Genomic DNA, 15,853 nt, shown 5'->3' with positions numbered 1-15,853 from the left:
AAAAAGCCTTCTGAGCCCCTACAGGCCCAGAAGGCTTTTTAACGCAGTTTTACTCCGTCGGCCGGCTGCTCAAGAGACTCCGGACCCGAGCGAGCCCCTGAGCCGTCAGGGCGTAGAGGCCTCGCCCCTCGTCCCGGCAGACGAGCCCGAGGCCGATCAGTTTCTGAATCCTTCGGTCCGCCACCGCGTCTGACCAGTTCAAGTGCTGGTGGATGGACGAAAAACCGAGCTCGATTCGGTTGCGCTTGTGGTGGTGAATGTGAATCAATATCAGATCTTCGGAGAACTGCCGGCGGTTTCGTGCCCGCTCCAACAGACTCCGAACGGCGCCGCGTTTCTGTAGCAGGACGACCAGCAGGCAGGTCAGCAGGCCAAACACGTTGCTCATGCCCGAGATGGACACGTTCCACCGAACGCCCATAAAGTACCCGAGCGCGCTGTTCACGATTCCGAACAGGACGCTGACCAACAGGGTGGACTTCAAGTCTTTGGTGAGCGCGCAGGCCGCTGCCGCGGGCGCGACGAACAGCGAGACGACCAGAATGGCGCCCACGCTGTCAAACGCCAGCACGCAGGTAATCGACGTGAGGGCCATGAACGCCCGATACAGCCATTTAGCCGGTATGCCCTGCATGACCGAGAACTCCGGGTCAAAGGCGACGTACTTCAGCGCCCGATAATTGCAGGCGATGAACGCCCCGTTGACGGCCAGCATGATCAGCATGAGAACCATCGACTTGGGAAGTCCCCAGAGCCGAATAAACGGCGCGAACAGCGGGTTGCCCATCAGGACGATGTCCACGTCCAGGTGGACGTTTCGGAACAGTTTGGTGATCAGGATCACAGCGGCGGCAAAAAACATCGGGAAGACGATCCCCAGCGCGTCGTCCCGCTTGACCAGCCGTTTTTCAGAAAGCAGCTCCACCAACAGGACGGTGAGAAGCCCGAACGCGGCGGCGCCGATGATCAGCCAGACCGATTCGAGATCGCCTACGAACATGAAGGCGACCACGATGCCCAGCAGAACCGAGTGAGAGAGGGCGTCCGCGGTCATCGAAAGCCCCCGAAGGACGAGGAACGGCCCCAGCACGCTACAGGCCGCCGCCGTCGCCATCAGCGTCCAGAGGACTTCAAGCATGATCGAAGCTCCGCTTTCTGCCGCCAGCGGCGCAACAGTCCCCAGCGTCCGAAGACCATGGAGACGAAGGCCGCCAGCCCCATGCAGATGATTATCGCCGGCCCGGTCGATACTCCTCGGACGGCCGTACTGACTAAGGTCCCGACGAAGGCGCTGAGCGCCCCTGTCGCGGCGGCAATTTTTAAAATGACGTCGAGCTTCCGGCTGTGCTGATTCGCGCAGATGCAGGGGATAACCAACAGCGACGAGATCAGGACGGCGCCGACGCACTTCAGCCCCAAGGCGATCAGGGAGATCATGATCACGAGGAGAATCCCGTCGAGAAGCCCGGCCCGAAGGCTGATCGCGCCGGCGAACGACGGGTCGAAAATGCCGGTCACCAGCTCCTTGCGGAACAGTTCAAACAAAACAATTGCCAGCAGAGAGAAGACAGCGATGACGACGACGTCCTCTTTCATCATGAACGCGGCGGACCCGAAAATGTAGTTCTTCAGGCCGGCCTGCGACGCTTTCGCATAGGCTGGATTCCCCTGAACGTACGTTTTCAGCGCCATTCCCAGCCCGAAAAAGCCGGTCAGGACGATGGCCAGAGACGCGTCCAGCCCAACGTGCCCGTACCGAGCTAGCACTTGAATTATCTTGTAAGCGACCGCGCCGGCCAACGCCGCTCCGACGGTGAGAAGGAGTGGGTTCCGGGTCGCAAAGCAGATAAACGCTAGGACAATTCCCGGGTAGGACGAATGTCCAATCGCGTCGCCGAGCAGGCTCTGCCCTTTGTAGACGCACAGGCAGCCGGCCACGGCGGACGTCGCGGCGAGGATCATCGTCCCGGCCGCCACGACCAAAAAGTCGTAGGAACAAAGCAGCTCAAGCATTGTAGTTCGCTTCCTGATAGGTCTGATTCAGCGACCTTTCCGTCAGGGCTTGGGCAATCGGCCCTTGAGCGATCACGTGACGGTTAATCAGAACGATGTGGTCAAAGTACTCCCGAAGCGTGTTCAAATCGTGGTGAATACAGACGATCGTCTTTCCCTCGCCCTGAAGCTGCCGAACCTTCTTCATGATGATTTTCTCGCTGGTCTGGTCCACGCCCGCCAGCGGCTCGTCCATCATGAGCAGATCGGCGTCTTGGCAGAGCGCTCGGGCGATAAAGACGCGCTGTTTCTGGCCGCCGGACAGTTGAGAGATCTGTCTGTCCCGGTAGGCGGTCATTTCCATTTCTTCCATCGCGTCGTAGGCGGCCTGTCGGTCGATGGCCCGAGGACGCCTGATCCACCCAAGGTGAGGATACCGCCCCATCAGGATGACGTCCTGCACGGTAATCGGGAAATCCCAGTTGACGCTCGACTTCTGCGGCACGTAGGCGATACGGCGGCGAACCTCCGGCAGGGTCTTCCCGTCGATGAGGATCTTCCCTGCCAGCGGCCGCACAAAGCCCAAGATGCATTTCATCAGCGTCGACTTCCCCGCCCCGTTCGGCCCGACAATCGCGGTGACCGAATTGCGCTCAACGTCCACATCCACGTCCCAGAGAACCGGCTTGTCGCCGTATGATGCGGTCAAGTCCTCCACATGGATAATGTTCATTTTTTTGCGGCTTACCTGAGGTTGGAAGCGATCAGGTCAGCGTTGGCCTTCACCATTTCGATGTAGGTGTCGCCCTTCTGTCCGGCCGGCGCCAGCGAGTCGCTGAACAGCTCCTGCCCTTCGCCCCGAACAACCTTCACGGTAAAGCCGCGGGCCGCGCACGACTCTTTCAGCTTTTCCATACGGGCCGGATCGGTCGTCGACTCGGCGAATATCGCCTTGACCTGATGGGAGACGATGAAGTCCGCCGTCTCGGCCATGTCGCGGTTGGAAAGTTCGGCGTCGGTGCTCACGCCCTGAGGGGCCCGAACTTCGATGCCGTACCGGCGCGAAAAATAGTTGAACGCGTCGTGAGGCGTCACGAGGATCCGCCGTCCTTCTGGAATCGACTGAATCTCGTCCCGAACGTACTTGTCCAAGTCGTCCAGCTGAACGAGGTACGCGGCCAAATTCGCTTCGATCTTTTCCTTCTCGCCGGGCAGCTTGTCGATCAGCGCCGCAGCCGCCTCTTTGACGGCCAGCTTGTACAGGTCGGTGTCGAACCAAAAGTGCGGGTCGACGACTTCCATGCCGTTATCCGTCATGGTCCGAACTGACTTGGGGTCAAAGTTTTGGGAGACAGCCACGCCGTGCACCGCCTTCAGCAGGTCGATCATCTTCCCTTCAAAGTGAAGCCCGTGATAGAGGATCAGATCGGCTCCGGCCAACTTGACGTTGTCCTCCGGCTTAGCCTCGTAGGTATGAGGGTCTTCCCCGGCGGGGATAATCAGCTGGACTTCCGTTGCCTCCGGGGCTAGCACCTTCACCATATCCTGTAAAAACGTGGTCGTCACAGTGACCTTCAGCTTTCCGTCTGAAGCGGTCCCCGCGAAGGTGGCCAAATTCGCCGACAATACCAGCGCACAGGCGGCAAAAGCGACCGCGCTCAATCTCTTCAAAGCCTTCATCAATATCAGTCCTCTCTAGTTAGTATATACTAACTTATTATGTATCATACACAGACTCGCTTGTTTGTCAACGTTTCATGTCAGTTAGTGAGACCCCGCAGATGAAAAAGGCCGCCCTTACAGTGCGGCCCGAAACAACAATCATTTAACTGGGAACCCAATTGCCGCAGGCTTGACGGATCAGGACGAGGAACTTTTTCGCCGCGTAGTGCACCGCCTTCGCCTCGGCTAAGAAATACGGAAGAATCCGCGTTTCCATGGTTTGGGCACCCCTTGTCCGCTCGCCGTTTCTATGCTTACAGAGCATATCATCCGATTAACTATAGGCATTTGATATAAAAACTCCCCCGCGTATAATTGAGATACTTCGAGACGTTCAGATGCCAACGGCCCATGACTTTTTCAGCCCGACGGGCTGAAAAAGAGGGCTGGCCCAGCCTCTCCGACAGGCTGGCGCGTCTGATTACGCCAGATCGGCATGCAATGGTTTCAACAGCGTCTTCGCCGTCGGGAAGGCACCGGCCGAAAGAGGGCGGCCGGAAGGTGACGGCAGAAAGACGATATCAGGAGGGAGATATCGATGTTAGGAAACTTCACCTACTGCAACCCCACGCGCCTGTACTTCGGCGAGGACGCCCTGAGCAACTTGGGCGGAGAGCTCGATAAGTACGGCCCAAGGATCCTGCTGACCTACGGCAGTAGCTCGGCCAAAAAATCTGGCCTGTACGATCAGATCTTGGCGATCCTGAAAGACCGAAAGAAAGAAGTCTTCGAGGTGCCGGGCGTCATGCCCAACCCGACGGTTGAAAAGCTGTACGAGGGCTGCAGGGTCGCAAAAGAGAACGACGTGAACCTCATCTTGGCCGTCGGCGGCGGATCGGTCTGCGACTACGCGAAGGCCGTATCGGTTTCCGCTTGGTGCGGCGAAGACCCGTGGGAGAAATTTTTCCTGCGAATGGAAGAGCCGGAGAACCGAATCATCCCGGTGGGCTGCGTGCTGACCATGGTGGGAACCGGCTCGGAAATGAACGGCGGCTCAGTCATCACCAACCCAGCGCAGAAGCTCAAAATCGGCCACGTGTTCGGCGAGGGCGTTTTCCCTCGGTTCTCCATCATGAACCCCAAGCTCACGCTCACCCTGCCCCGCCGTCAAATGGTCGCTGGGTTCTACGACATCATGAACCACATCACCGAACAGTACTTCTCCGGCACCGACGACTGCACGTCCGACTACCTGATGGAAGGGCTGATGAAGTCGCTGATTCACAGCAGCCGTCAGGCCGTGAAGGATCCGACCGACTACGAAGCCCGAAGCAACATCATGTGGACGGCCACCTGGGCCCTGAACACGCTCGTCGCTCAGGGCAAAACGACCGATTGGATGGTCCATATGATCGGCCAGTCGGTCGGCGCGTACACCGACGCCACCCACGGCATGACGCTTGCCGCCGTTTCGATGGCGTACTACCGGCACATCTGCCCGTTCGGCCTGCCGAAGTTCCGCCGGTTCGCCGTCAACGTCTGGGGAGTTGACCCGGCAGGCAAGACCGACGAAGATGTTGCCACCGAGGGCCTGAACCGCATGGAAGCGTGGATGAACGAGCTAGGACTGGTCATGAACCTCCGGGATCTGGGCGTCACCGAGGAAATGTTTGAGGGCATCGCCAAGGGCGCGTTTATTCTGGACGGAGGATACAAAACGCTGACGCGCGGGGAAATCATTGACATACTCAAGGAGTCGTTCCGCTGAGGGGGGAACCAGCGATGAGGAAGAATATTCTCGTCATATCGACAAGCCTGAGAAAAAACAGCAACACCGACGCGCTGGCAGAATCGTTTGCCGAGGGGGGCTCGTGAGGCGGGCTGCCACGTCGAGATCGTCTCGCTCCGGGACAAGCAGATCGCGTTCTGCAACGGCTGTTTAGCCTGCCGAAAAGCGGGGCGGTGCGTCATTCCCGACGACGCGAACCCGATCGCCGAAAAGATGAAAAACGCCGACGCCATCGCCTTCGCCACTCCGGTGTACTATTTCAAGCCGCTGGGCCGGGGCGAAGCCTCGCGTCTTGGGCCATGCGTTGGGTTCTCAGGCTGGATAACGTCCAAACCGTCCTCAGCGGCATGAGCGACTTGAGTCAAGTCGAGGAAAACCTGAAGACGTTTGACGAGTGCGCCCCGCTGACGGACGAGGAACGCCGCCTGACCGAACAGGCCGCAAAAATAGAGCGGGACGAGCTGACCGTCGCCTGTACCGAATGTCGGTACTGCTGCCCCAACTGCCCGGCTGAGCTGGATATTCCTGCCCTAATTCGGTCGTACAACGAGGCGAAAATTGGCGGCGCTTGGCGGCTGCGCAAGCTGATGGACCTGCCGGCAGACAAACGGCCGAGCGCCTGCGTGGGCTGCGGCTCCTGCACAGCCCACTGTCCTCAGAGCTTTGGTATTCCCTCGTACATGAGCGAGATGGCCGAAATGATGAGGCCGTTTGAAAAACCTGCTGCCAACCAACCGTAATAAAGTCAGCCCTGCCGGTTTCGGCAGGGCTGACTCGTTATTCTCTCCGCCCAAGGCGCTCGCCGAGGGCTATTTTTTCAGCTGAGCAAGGATCTGCATCAGGGTGATTTGCTGGAGAAGCGCAATTTTTTCGCCATCTGGGACATGCCTATTTGTTGTCAAGAAAAGTGTAACTGGAGTTCCGTCAATTACCTGCGCTACATCTGCGCCAGCAGCCAAGAACGTGCAGATCACGTTTGTTCTACAACATTGAAGTGCAGTTGCAAAGGCTGTCATTTTATAAGGCCCCACTACCTTGTTTATGTTAGCACCTGCATCGATCAACCTAGCAACAATCGCATCATCATGTTGTGTCGCTTCTGTCCAAGCTATTACAAGGAATGGCGTACTTTCACAGTTAAAAAAATAACTACCGGCATAAACTTGCGACAGCTCCAAATTCGGATCTGCGCCATGTTTCAAAAATGTGTCAACATAACTCCAGTCTCTTTTCGTACAGGCTGAAAAGAACGGACAATGTTTCACCTTGCTAGAAACTTTCTCACCTGTTACGACATCTGTCCTTTGCCTTTCAACTTCACAGTACCCGTTCGGGTCCACTCCGCTGTCCAAAATTAACTCTACGATTCTAGAATTCTGCTCCTCTTCTATAGCGTTGTACAAACCTTCAATCAGTTCCTCCGGCGTCGGTTTTTTCTCTTTCAGCGCCGCTTCCACCTGTTCAATCGATCCTTTTTCGCACAGCTCCGGGAACGAGAGGGACTTTCCCGCTGGGCTACCGGTTTTAGCCCACGCGCTCCCGGTCATAAGAAGGCCGCACAGAAAAACAGCAAAAAGAATCTTTTTCATCCCGTTTCTCTCCTCTCCTAATACCGCCCGGCATACCTCGCCGGGACTCCTGCGCCCCAACCGAAGAAGGCCAAATTTCGTCCATCTAACAAATAACCTACCACCTATCAGACGGGATGGCAAGACGACCGGTCACTTCTTTCCAACGCGCGCCCCTGCGGCGTTTTCTTCTGCCGAAGGAAGTTCCCGCCGCCTTTTCTCTTGGTTGAGAATAAGGAGAGGACGCGGGACGGCTGGAAATTCAGCCGCCCCGCGTCCTCTCCCCAATTTACTGTCGCTCCGGTTCCCCCAAAAAGCACCGGCGCTCGTCCCTAATCGATTTTGCGGTCGTACAGCAGAGCCGCGATCAGCACCACAAGGCACGATCCGGCGTTATGCACCAAAGCCCCCGTCGTGGGCGTCAGCTTGCCCAGAATCGAAAGGACGACCGCGGCAAAATTAATGCTCATCGACAGGCCGATGCCGAACTGAATCGTCCGTACCGCCGCGACGGCCAAGTTTTTCAGGTACGGTATTTTTGAGATATCGTCGGTCATCAGCGCGATGTCCGCCGCTTCGACCGCCAAGGCGCTTCCGCCCTTTCCCATCGCGAGGCCGACGCTCGCTGCCTTCAAAGCCGGCGCGTCGTTCACGCCGTCGCCGACCATACAGACTTTTCCGCCTTCGTCCTGCAAGCGCTCGATCTTTTCTACCTTCTCTGCCGGCAAAAGTTCGGCGTACGCTTCGCTGATCCCCGTTTCGCGGGCGAAGTGTTCCGCCGCCTTCCGGTGATCGCCAGTCAGCAGGACCGTTCGGATATTCATCGCCGCCAACCGGCTCACCGTTTCTTTTGCCGCTGGGTTTAAGATGTCGGACAGGGTGATGACGCCGACGCACAGTCCGCCGGAGGCGACCAAAAGTGTCGCTTCGCCGCGCGCCCGGGCGTCCTCCAGCGCGGAGCTCAACTGACTTTCGACGGCAACGCCTTTTTCCAACAGGTATTTTTCACTGCCGCAGAGAACAGCCTGACCGTCGACCTCTGCGCGAACTCCTCGGCCCGCGTCCATCTGAAAGGACGAAGGCTCCGGGACGGCAATTCCCCGGCTTTTTGCCTCGCTGACGACGGCCCGCGCCAGCGGGTGCTCGCTTCTCAGCTCCGCTCCGGCCGCCAAGGTCAGAAGCTCCTGCTCGCCCGTCCCGGCGCGGGGCGTCACGGCCCGGACGGCCAAGCGCCCGTACGTCAGAGTCCCAGTCTTGTCAAAAGCGATCGTCGTCACGCGGCCCATTTTCTCGAGCGCCTCGCCGGACTTGACGATCACGCCATGCTTGGCCGCGTGTCCGATAGCTGCTACCATCGCCGTCGGCGTCGCCAATACGAGGGCGCAGGGACAGAAGACCACCAAAACGGTCACGGCCCGCACCATCTCGCCGGTAAATGCCCAAGTCGCCAAGGCGACGATCAGGATCGCCGGGACAAGCCAGCTTGCCCACAGGTCGGCGAGCCGCTGAGTCCGCGCCTCCTTTTCTCCTGCGGTCTCCACCAGCCGAATCAACTGGGCCAGCGAGCTGTCGGCGCCGACCTTTGTCGCCTTCATGTCGACCGAACCGAACTGGTTCACCGTGCCGCAGAACACCTGATCCCCGACGCCCTTGTCAACCGGCAGCGACTCGCCGGTCATCACCGACTGGTCGACCGACGTTTCGCCCGACAGAACCACGCCGTCGGTCGGGATCATCTCGCCGGGCTTGACCCGAAGCACGTCGCCGGAGCGAATTTCCTCCGCAGGAATCAGCTCCTCTTCGCCGTCCCGAACCCGCCGTCCGCGGCTCGGCCGGAGTTCGATCAACTTTTTCAGCCCTCGCTGAGCCCGCGCCGTCGCCATGTTCTCCAAAATCTCGCCCAGCGCCATGATGAAGACCACTTCGCCGGCGGCGAACAAATCGCCCACCGCAATCGCCGCCAGCATCGCCATGGTGATCAGCAGAGCCGACGAAATCTTGCTGATTCCTCGGTTGTGAACGACCCACCAAACCGCCAAATAGACCAGCGGCAGGCCGCTGATGAGGACAGCCCCCCACGCCGGATCGACCGGCAAAACGACGCCGGCCCGCGGCAGAATAAAGCTCATCAGCAGAAAGACTCCGCTGACGGCCGTCGCCGGTATGCTGGACAGCAGCGCGTCAAGTTTTTCAAGCATCGTTCGTTTCCCCCTATCCCGGCCGTTCCGCCTGAGCCCTTGACAGCCCCGGAAACGCTCCCGTACAATAAATTAGATACTGAACAATCTGTTCTTTTATTTTACGGGCGGCGGGAAAGATTACCACGGTTAACTTTCGATATCCGTTTGGTATCGAACACCCGGGCTGAACTGTACGGGAGGAACATGAAATGGACCGGCGGCAGCAGAAAACACGGGCGGCGATATTCAAGGCCTTCGGCGCGCTTTTGTCGAAGAAAAGCTACAACAAGATCACGGTGCAGGAGATCATCGACGGGGCGAACATCGGGCGGACCACGTTTTACTCGCACTTTGAGACAAAAGACGACCTGCTCAAGGCGCTCTGCGGGGAGCTTTTCGGGCATATTCTTTTCAGCGCGCTGGACTGCTCTCACACTCACGGAGCCGAAGCGGCCGGAGAGCCGCGGTCAGTCTTCTGTCACCTGCTCTGTCACCTGCGAGAAAACGACCATAACATTCTGGGCCTACTCTCCTGCGAGAACAGCGATCTTTTTCTTCGGTACTTTAAAGACAGTCTGAACGAGCTGGTTCAGACCCAATGTCTCAACTCCTATCAGGACCAATTTCCAAAAATTCCGAGGGATTTTTTAATCAACCACGTCTCCGGAAGTTTTGTTGAAATGGTCCTCTGGTGGCTCCGCGGCGGCATGAAACAGTCACCGGAAGAGCTGGATCAGTACTTCAGAGCCGTCCTTAACTTCCCGCAATAAAAGCCCCGCCGGGCCTGACCGACCGTCAGGTGGCGGAGCGTCCATCTTTCAATTTCCACCCCGCGCCGGGGAACAACGCCGCGGGAATGCAAAAATCCGGGCCAGCTCCAGCTGGCCCGGATTTTTATTCTTACATATTGACAACTTTTTTTGCCAGCCGCACGGCATCCAGCGCGCTGCCCGAATAGCCGTCGGCGCCGATTTTGTCCGAATAAGCCTGAGACAGAGGGCCGCCGCCGATGAGAACCTTGACTTTGTCCCGCATGTTCTCCTGCTTCAGCAGCTCGACCACGCGCTTCATGCCAGGCATGGTCGTCGTCATCAGAGTTGACATGGCGATGATATCAGCGCCCACTTCTTTAGCCTTGCGCACGAAGTCCTCAACCTTCACGTCCCGCCCTAGGTCATACATCTCAAACCCGGCGGCTTCGAGCATAGTCTTCACGAGGTTCTTGCCGATGTCGTGCGTGTCGCCCTCAATGACCCCGATGACGCATTTCTTTTTCGTGCCGCCCTCGTCCTTCGGCAGCCAAGGATTCAAAACGTCCATGCCGGCGTACATGGCGTCGGAGCAAAGCAGAAGGTCGGTGACGAAGTACTCTTCTTCCTCGTACATTTTGCCCGCCCGGGTCATCCCGTCGACAAGACCGCCCATGATGCCGTCCAGCGCCGGATAACCAGCTTCAATGTAGTCTTGTGCGTCTTTTTTTATTTCCTCGTCTTCAAATTCGAAAACGTCGTCGGACAGTTTCTTCAAGTACTCTTCCTTTTCCATGGTTTCACTCCTCGCTCGGAAAATATGAGGTTCTCACAAAGAGCTTGTCATACCCTTCAACTGTGGAGAGCTCTAAAAACTCGATTTCCTTTGACAGCTCGCTCAGCTTTTTTCTCATCGGCCCGTTCAAAATGACCTTGAGCGCGCCTTTCATCGACGTGTTGCCCGCGTAGGTGATTCTCCCTCGCGCTTCCTGCGGCAGAAGCCCTGTTCGGACGAGCATGTCTTCCGTCAGGTGCTTCCCGAACTGGCCGGCCACGATGTACTCGCCGACCTCGCCTGCGGTCAGCCCTGCGTTCTCAAGGAGCGCGACCACGCCCGACAAAATGGCGGTCTTCGACAGCTGGACGCTTCGAATATCCGACTTGGTCACAAAAGCCGCGTCGCCAAGGCAGAGGGCCGCTTTGCCGCCCCGCTCGCCCAGCCATCCGCGCCGCACGTCGTCGGGCGCCATTGCCGACTCCTTGACCATCCGGCCGTTTTTGTCCACCAACCCGACCCGCAGCATCTCAGCGATCGCGCCCAACAGCCCGGATCCGCAGATTCCTTTGGGTTCTCCCCCGCCGATCACGTCCAGCGAAAATTCTCCCGTTGCCTCGTTCAGGACCACGTCCTGAACGGCTCCTTCCTGCGCGCGCATGCCGCAGCTGATGTTCATTCCCTCAAGTGCTGGACCGGCCGCGCATGATGTAGCGATCATGCCGGCACCCTGCTTCAGGATAATTTCCCCGTTCGTGCCGATGTCAATGAACAGGACGTTGCCCGGCCGCTCGTCGATATCCGTCGCCAAGGCACCCGAAACGATATCAGCCCCGATGTAGGCCGAAACTGAGGGCAGGACGTACAGCCGAGTAAACTTTCCGGCCTGCAGGCCCGCGAACGAGGCGGCCTGCAATATTTCGTCCTTAAAAACAGGCGCGTACGGCGCGCGTCCGATGCTATCGGGCGGCACGGCCATGAAAATATGCTCCATGGCCGTGTTGGCAGAGACGACGATTTCATAAATATCGTCGAGGTCGACTTTTGCCTCGGCGGCCATTTCAGCCACGGCCTTTGAAATGCTCTTCCTGATCGCCGACGACAGCCTGTCAATCCCGTCAGGGTGCTCCGAGATGTAGCTGATCCGCGTGATGACGTCCAAGCCGAAGTCCTTTTGCGGGTTCACAAACGCTCGGGAGGCAGCGATTCTTTTTCGCGCCGTGTCCACCAAGATCAGCTGTACCGTTGTCGTGCCGATATCGACCGCCACAGAGTAGTTTTCCTCGTGCCGGCCCGGCCGAATGGCGATGGCCCGATCCCCCGCATAGACGGCCGTATAGTCGCCGCCGCGAAGCTCAAGGCCGTAGAGGAGTTCGTGCCCGAACGGGCCGAATGCCGCTTCAAGCATCTCCTTCCAGCTCGTCCGCTCCCGAAGGCCCGGCGGCTCAACCGGGCACGTTTTGAGCGAGACAAACGGGACGTACGGCACGTCAGGCAACTCTTTCGCGTTCACGAAACCGCTGGACTTTTCGGTTTCCCCGTCGAGAAAAACTTCCAAGTCGTCCTTGGGGTAAATCATGCAGGCAAGTCTCTTGCTGCCCGTGTCAAAGCGCTTCTCGTCGGCGCTTCGTTCGTACTCGGCGCCTCGAATGATCACCCCGCACTTGCCGCAGCTTCCCCTGCCGTTGCACGGGTTCTCGATGTAGACCTCATGAGCCAGCAGGATATGCAGGAGGCTTTCGCCCGGCGCGTATTCTATTGACCGCTGTTCATTCGCCCTGTGGACGAGCAGCTTCGGCATCTTCGATCCCTTCCATGATCCCTCGGATGTTTTCGAGCGGCGAAGCCAGTCCCAAGCCACATGCCGGAGCGATGATGTCCGACCCCAACAGGGCGCTCGTCTTGGCCATGCTCCTGACTCTCGACGGACTTGACAGCTCGATCGCGTACGTGCTGATGTTGCCCATCATCGGCTTGCCGATGTGTTCTTTTGCCGCCTTCAGCGAGACGACCGCGTCGAACGAAAACGCCGACGCGTTTACCTCCTTCAGCTCGTCAAAAACCATGTTCATCTGGCCGCAGATGTGCACGATCACCGGCACGTTCCTATCCGTTCGAATCATGCCAATCATCATGTTGAGGTACTTGACCATGTACTCTTTGAAGTACGCCGGGCCGAGGATCTCGCCCGTCCCGCTCGGGTCGGCGATGGTGATGATATCGGCCCCTGCCCGCACCTGCTCCAGCGCAAAGCGTCCCGCCTGCTCGGTCACGAACGTCAAAAGCCGGTGCGCCGCCTCCGGACTGCGCTTCAACGCCACGTAAAACCGGGAAGGATCCATCAGGCTCGTGGCAATCGAGACGGGGCCCGGCACGTTGCCAACCACTGGAATCTCGTCGTTTTTCAGAAGTTTCACCGCGTCGATCACCGCTTTGGCCCGGCCTTCGTTGAAATTCATCGGTCGGAGCGCCGCCAGATCGTCCACGCTCTTCATCGGGCACTTCTTGATATGAGGCTCGCAGCTGTCGCAGCCCATATCCGCTTCGGCTCCCATGCTCTCGGCCTCGACGCTCATGCAGAACGGAACGCCGTAGTTGTCGAACAGCCCTTCCTCCACGACCGCCTTGGCCAGACCGGCCATCTGCTCTCCGTCGTAATGGGCGTCAGGCCAATGGATGTCGTATTTCTTCATCAGCTCGGTTACAACCATGTTCATCATTCCGCCGGGACAGATCACCGGCGGCCTGTCAGTTTTTCCCCCTGACAGGGTGGCGACTAATCGTTCTTTTTTATTCATGACGGCCTCTTCATCTCGATGACAGGAATCTGTCTCGTCAAATTGTTCAGCTTGTAGCACCTGTCGCCGAAAATTCTGTACTTGCCCATCAGCCCAGCGACCGCCTCGTGATGCTTTGCCGGCGTCTCGAGCCGAACGAATATTTTTTCGGCAAGCCCCAAATCCCAGAGCGCGAATGTGAGTTTTGGGCACAGAAACAAGCAGGCATCCGTCTCGCTCAATATGCCTGATATCAGCGGCAGCGCGTACAGCTCGATGACCCGCTGGAATATTTTGGGTCCCACTATTGACACACCCGATGCGGGATCCGCCAGCGAGAAAATCGCGGCGCCCCGCTCCGAAGCGGCTTTTGCAAGCCTGAGTTGATTTCTAAGCAAGTATTGAAAAACGGCCGTTTCAGTTTCTACGTCCTTGCGCGACGCCTTCAGCACGTCGGTGCTGTCGACAAACGCCGACATAAACGTGTACGGGCCGGCCAGTTCAAACATGACCGGTTTTCCCCGCAGCAGCGGCAGGGCGCCAAGGGCTGCCGCAAGCCTCTCTTTCTCAAGGTCGTAGTCAGGGAGCGTCAAAAGCTGCCTGTACTCCTGAAAGACCAGTTCTCTCACCCTCGGCACGCTCTTCATATCTCCGGATTCCACGATCGCGCCGACGTTTTCCGCCTCTGCGGTGTTGTCAAATGGAACCACAAAAAAGCTGAAATCGCGGCTCATCAGCCTGACCAGCTCGGCGTACTTCCCGGCCTCGTAGTACGCGTCGGGAAACACGACTTCATGCCCCGCTAGTTTTTCCTCCGTCGTGGCGGCCTGCGGGGCGCATTGATAGTCTCTAATCTTCATTGAGCTTGTCAAAATCGAGAGGGAAGTGCCCGTATTCGCGTCCGGCTTCCATAAAGTACTCAAGATTTTCCAAGCTCGTTCCCTTCGGGATCTGACACCCGGTGGAGAGAATATAGCCTTTGGGAGAGTCCCACGCCTTTCTGATACACTCCCGCACCGATTTTCTGATCATCTCCCGGTCGCCGTAAAGCATCACGTCAACCGGCGGCACGTTGCCGGTGATCACCACGTCTTTGCCCATGATTTCCTTGGCTTCGGCCAAGTCCTCAATGTTGTCCAGCGAGAAGGTACCGATGCCCGCTTCAACGCAGTCGCGCCAGAGCGCCTTCGACGTGCCGCAGATATGAACCATCGGCTTGGAGCCGCAGTACTGCTTGACGTGAGCGATGTTGCGCGTCAGGTACGGCAGCGAAAATTCCTTAAACTGTTTCACCTTGAGAAGCGACGTGGAAGAAACCGGATCGCTGAAGCTCACGCCCTTAAATCCCAGTTCGCCCACCGCCTTGATATACTGCTCGTTGCACAGCGTCACCATATCCATGACCTTGTGCACCACTTCGGGCTTCTTCACCATCCACCTCAGCAGGTTTTCGGTGCCGACAACCGAAGCGGCCACGCTGAACGGGCCGGCCATCCCGGCGCCCACGTTGCCTTCCTTGCCGATCCGATCTCTCAGCCTCTGCAGGGCATCGAGCACCAACGGCATCTTTCCGTCCTTGTGAGCGTCGACAATCGTCAGGTTGTCCACGTCCTCCGGCTTTTCGACGACCGGCTTTTCCAACAGCGAGATATTGTCTTCCGGATAGTTCATCACGCTGCCCATTGCCTCGGCCATTCCCCGCAAGGTAATGGAAATGCCCACGCTGTCGTGACGGTACCGGTTAAACATCGCCGTTTCCGTTTCCACCATCACATCCGGATCGAACACGTACTGCTTGCACGTCGCGCCGATGATCGAGGACATCGTTACGCCCGCGTTCAGAACGCAAGGAAGCCTGTCCATCGGTTCGCCCTTGGCAAAGGCGGTCATCCTTTCCTTAGGCGTCATTTCGTCCTTATACATATTCAATTCCCCCCTAATAGGAATTTATTTATTTTTATCATAGTTTTTATAACCTGTATACTGTAAGGACTCTAATATTTAACGTTACAAGCATCGATTTTATTGTTGTTTTTGATGACTCCAGTAGCACTGCCGTTTAACTCCCTGCGTCTCCAAGATGTTAGTCATCTATTTGTATTTATTAATCGCTGACATATAAAATATGTATATGTTTTTTATGCATATTATTCTTATCACGTTTAAAGGAGCTTCCAACAGGTCAACTCCATTCAAAAAAAGCATGGCTGAAGCTCTTCATATGGCATCATGCTAAAAACAGCCTTCGCGTCTGCGCCCGGCCGCAGCAAATTCAGTCAAGATAAAAAAGAGCTCTTGTCCAAGCGCAAAAGGCCGCCCTGCGTTCTGCAGAGCGGCCTTCATCAAACCAAATTCCGCCAC

At 57.5% G+C, this 15,853-nt stretch carries 14 protein-coding genes and 1 pseudogene; 4 read left to right on the top strand and 11 right to left on the bottom strand.

What is annotated here, in order from left to right; translation table 11 throughout:
* Positions 1-49: 49 nt before the first annotated feature.
* The 4 genes from JONANDRAFT_RS01250 to JONANDRAFT_RS01235 are packed head-to-tail and all read right to left on the bottom strand — an operon-like array spanning position 50 to position 3,672.
* Positions 50-1,138 carry a metal ABC transporter permease gene (locus tag JONANDRAFT_RS01250; protein ID WP_008522469.1) on the bottom strand — a complete coding sequence of 363 codons (1,089 nt, stop codon included), beginning with the start codon at positions 1,136-1,138 and terminating at the stop codon, positions 50-52.
* Positions 1,114-2,013 (bottom strand): metal ABC transporter permease, encoded by a 900-nt coding sequence (locus tag JONANDRAFT_RS01245; protein ID WP_008522191.1) that lies wholly within the window; start codon positions 2,011-2,013, stop codon positions 1,114-1,116. Before JONANDRAFT_RS01245 ends, JONANDRAFT_RS01250 begins: the two co-directional genes overlap by 25 nt.
* Positions 2,006-2,725, bottom strand: a complete 720-nt coding sequence (locus tag JONANDRAFT_RS01240) for a metal ABC transporter ATP-binding protein (RefSeq protein WP_008522190.1) — start codon at positions 2,723-2,725, stop codon at positions 2,006-2,008. Before JONANDRAFT_RS01240 ends, JONANDRAFT_RS01245 begins: the two co-directional genes overlap by 8 nt.
* An 11-nt stretch (positions 2,726-2,736) precedes the next feature.
* The gene (locus JONANDRAFT_RS01235) at positions 2,737-3,672 is read right to left on the bottom strand and encodes a metal ABC transporter solute-binding protein, Zn/Mn family (RefSeq protein ID WP_008522466.1); all 936 of its coding nucleotides are present in this window, start codon (positions 3,670-3,672) and stop codon (positions 2,737-2,739) included.
* 580 nt (positions 3,673-4,252) lie between these two features.
* Between JONANDRAFT_RS01235 and JONANDRAFT_RS01230 the strand changes: the two genes are divergently transcribed.
* The 3 genes and pseudogenes from JONANDRAFT_RS01230 to JONANDRAFT_RS01220 all read left to right on the top strand — a co-directional run bounded on the left by JONANDRAFT_RS01230 (position 4,253) and on the right by JONANDRAFT_RS01220 (position 6,183).
* Positions 4,253-5,422, top strand: a complete 1,170-nt coding sequence (locus JONANDRAFT_RS01230; RefSeq protein ID WP_008522185.1) for an iron-containing alcohol dehydrogenase — start codon at positions 4,253-4,255, stop codon at positions 5,420-5,422.
* 87 nt (positions 5,423-5,509) lie between these two features.
* A pseudogene (locus JONANDRAFT_RS08290) lies at positions 5,510-5,644 on the top strand (flavodoxin family protein); the annotation flags it as partial.
* The gene (locus JONANDRAFT_RS01220; RefSeq protein ID WP_233417408.1) at positions 5,617-6,183 is read left to right on the top strand and encodes an aldo/keto reductase; all 567 of its coding nucleotides are present in this window, start codon (positions 5,617-5,619) and stop codon (positions 6,181-6,183) included. The pseudogene JONANDRAFT_RS08290 and the gene JONANDRAFT_RS01220, both read left to right, overlap by 28 nt.
* Before the next feature lie 69 nt (positions 6,184-6,252).
* Here the strand turns inward: JONANDRAFT_RS01220 and JONANDRAFT_RS01215 are convergent, their stop codons facing one another.
* Both JONANDRAFT_RS01215 and JONANDRAFT_RS01210 read right to left on the bottom strand, forming a co-directional pair.
* A complete protein-coding gene (locus JONANDRAFT_RS01215; protein ID WP_008522464.1) occupies positions 6,253-7,032 on the bottom strand; it encodes a hypothetical protein in 780 nt (259 codons plus the stop codon).
* Positions 7,033-7,343: 311 nt separating this feature from the next.
* Entirely contained in the window at positions 7,344-9,209 is a 1,866-nt protein-coding gene (locus JONANDRAFT_RS01210; protein WP_008522463.1) for a heavy metal translocating P-type ATPase, read from the bottom strand.
* A 191-nt stretch (positions 9,210-9,400) separates the two neighbouring features.
* Between JONANDRAFT_RS01210 and JONANDRAFT_RS01205 the strand changes: the two genes are divergently transcribed.
* Entirely contained in the window at positions 9,401-9,961 is a 561-nt protein-coding gene (locus JONANDRAFT_RS01205; RefSeq protein WP_008522177.1) for a TetR/AcrR family transcriptional regulator, read from the top strand.
* Positions 9,962-10,091: 130 nt separating this feature from the next.
* On the opposite strand, the gene JONANDRAFT_RS01200 is transcribed toward JONANDRAFT_RS01205, so the two are convergent.
* The 5 genes from JONANDRAFT_RS01200 to JONANDRAFT_RS01180 are packed head-to-tail and all read right to left on the bottom strand — an operon-like array spanning position 10,092 to position 15,415.
* Positions 10,092-10,736 carry a corrinoid protein gene (locus JONANDRAFT_RS01200; protein ID WP_008522175.1) on the bottom strand — a complete coding sequence of 215 codons (645 nt, stop codon included), beginning with the start codon at positions 10,734-10,736 and terminating at the stop codon, positions 10,092-10,094.
* A gap of 4 nt (positions 10,737-10,740) precedes the next feature.
* Positions 10,741-12,516: an ASKHA domain-containing protein gene (locus JONANDRAFT_RS01195; protein WP_008522461.1), complete on the bottom strand. Its 1,776-nt coding sequence runs from the start codon at positions 12,514-12,516 to the stop codon at positions 10,741-10,743.
* A complete protein-coding gene (locus tag JONANDRAFT_RS01190; protein WP_008522459.1) occupies positions 12,485-13,513 on the bottom strand; it encodes a methylcobamide--CoM methyltransferase in 1,029 nt (342 codons plus the stop codon). The genes JONANDRAFT_RS01195 and JONANDRAFT_RS01190 overlap by 32 nt, the downstream gene beginning before the upstream one ends.
* Complete coding sequence (locus tag JONANDRAFT_RS01185) at positions 13,510-14,352, bottom strand: uroporphyrinogen decarboxylase family protein (RefSeq protein WP_008522457.1); 843 nt, start codon at positions 14,350-14,352, stop codon at positions 13,510-13,512. The genes JONANDRAFT_RS01190 and JONANDRAFT_RS01185 overlap by 4 nt, the downstream gene beginning before the upstream one ends.
* Entirely contained in the window at positions 14,342-15,415 is a 1,074-nt protein-coding gene (locus tag JONANDRAFT_RS01180) for a methylcobamide--CoM methyltransferase (protein ID WP_008522455.1), read from the bottom strand. Before JONANDRAFT_RS01180 ends, JONANDRAFT_RS01185 begins: the two co-directional genes overlap by 11 nt.
* Positions 15,416-15,853: the final 438 nt, after the last annotated feature.

The sequence above is a fragment of the Jonquetella anthropi DSM 22815 genome (assembly GCF_000237805.1).
GTDB classification, from domain to species: Bacteria; Synergistota; Synergistia; order Synergistales; family Dethiosulfovibrionaceae; genus Jonquetella; species Jonquetella anthropi.
The sequence above is the reverse complement of the archived record's forward strand: the minus strand, read 5'-3'. Positions and strand labels throughout refer to the sequence as shown.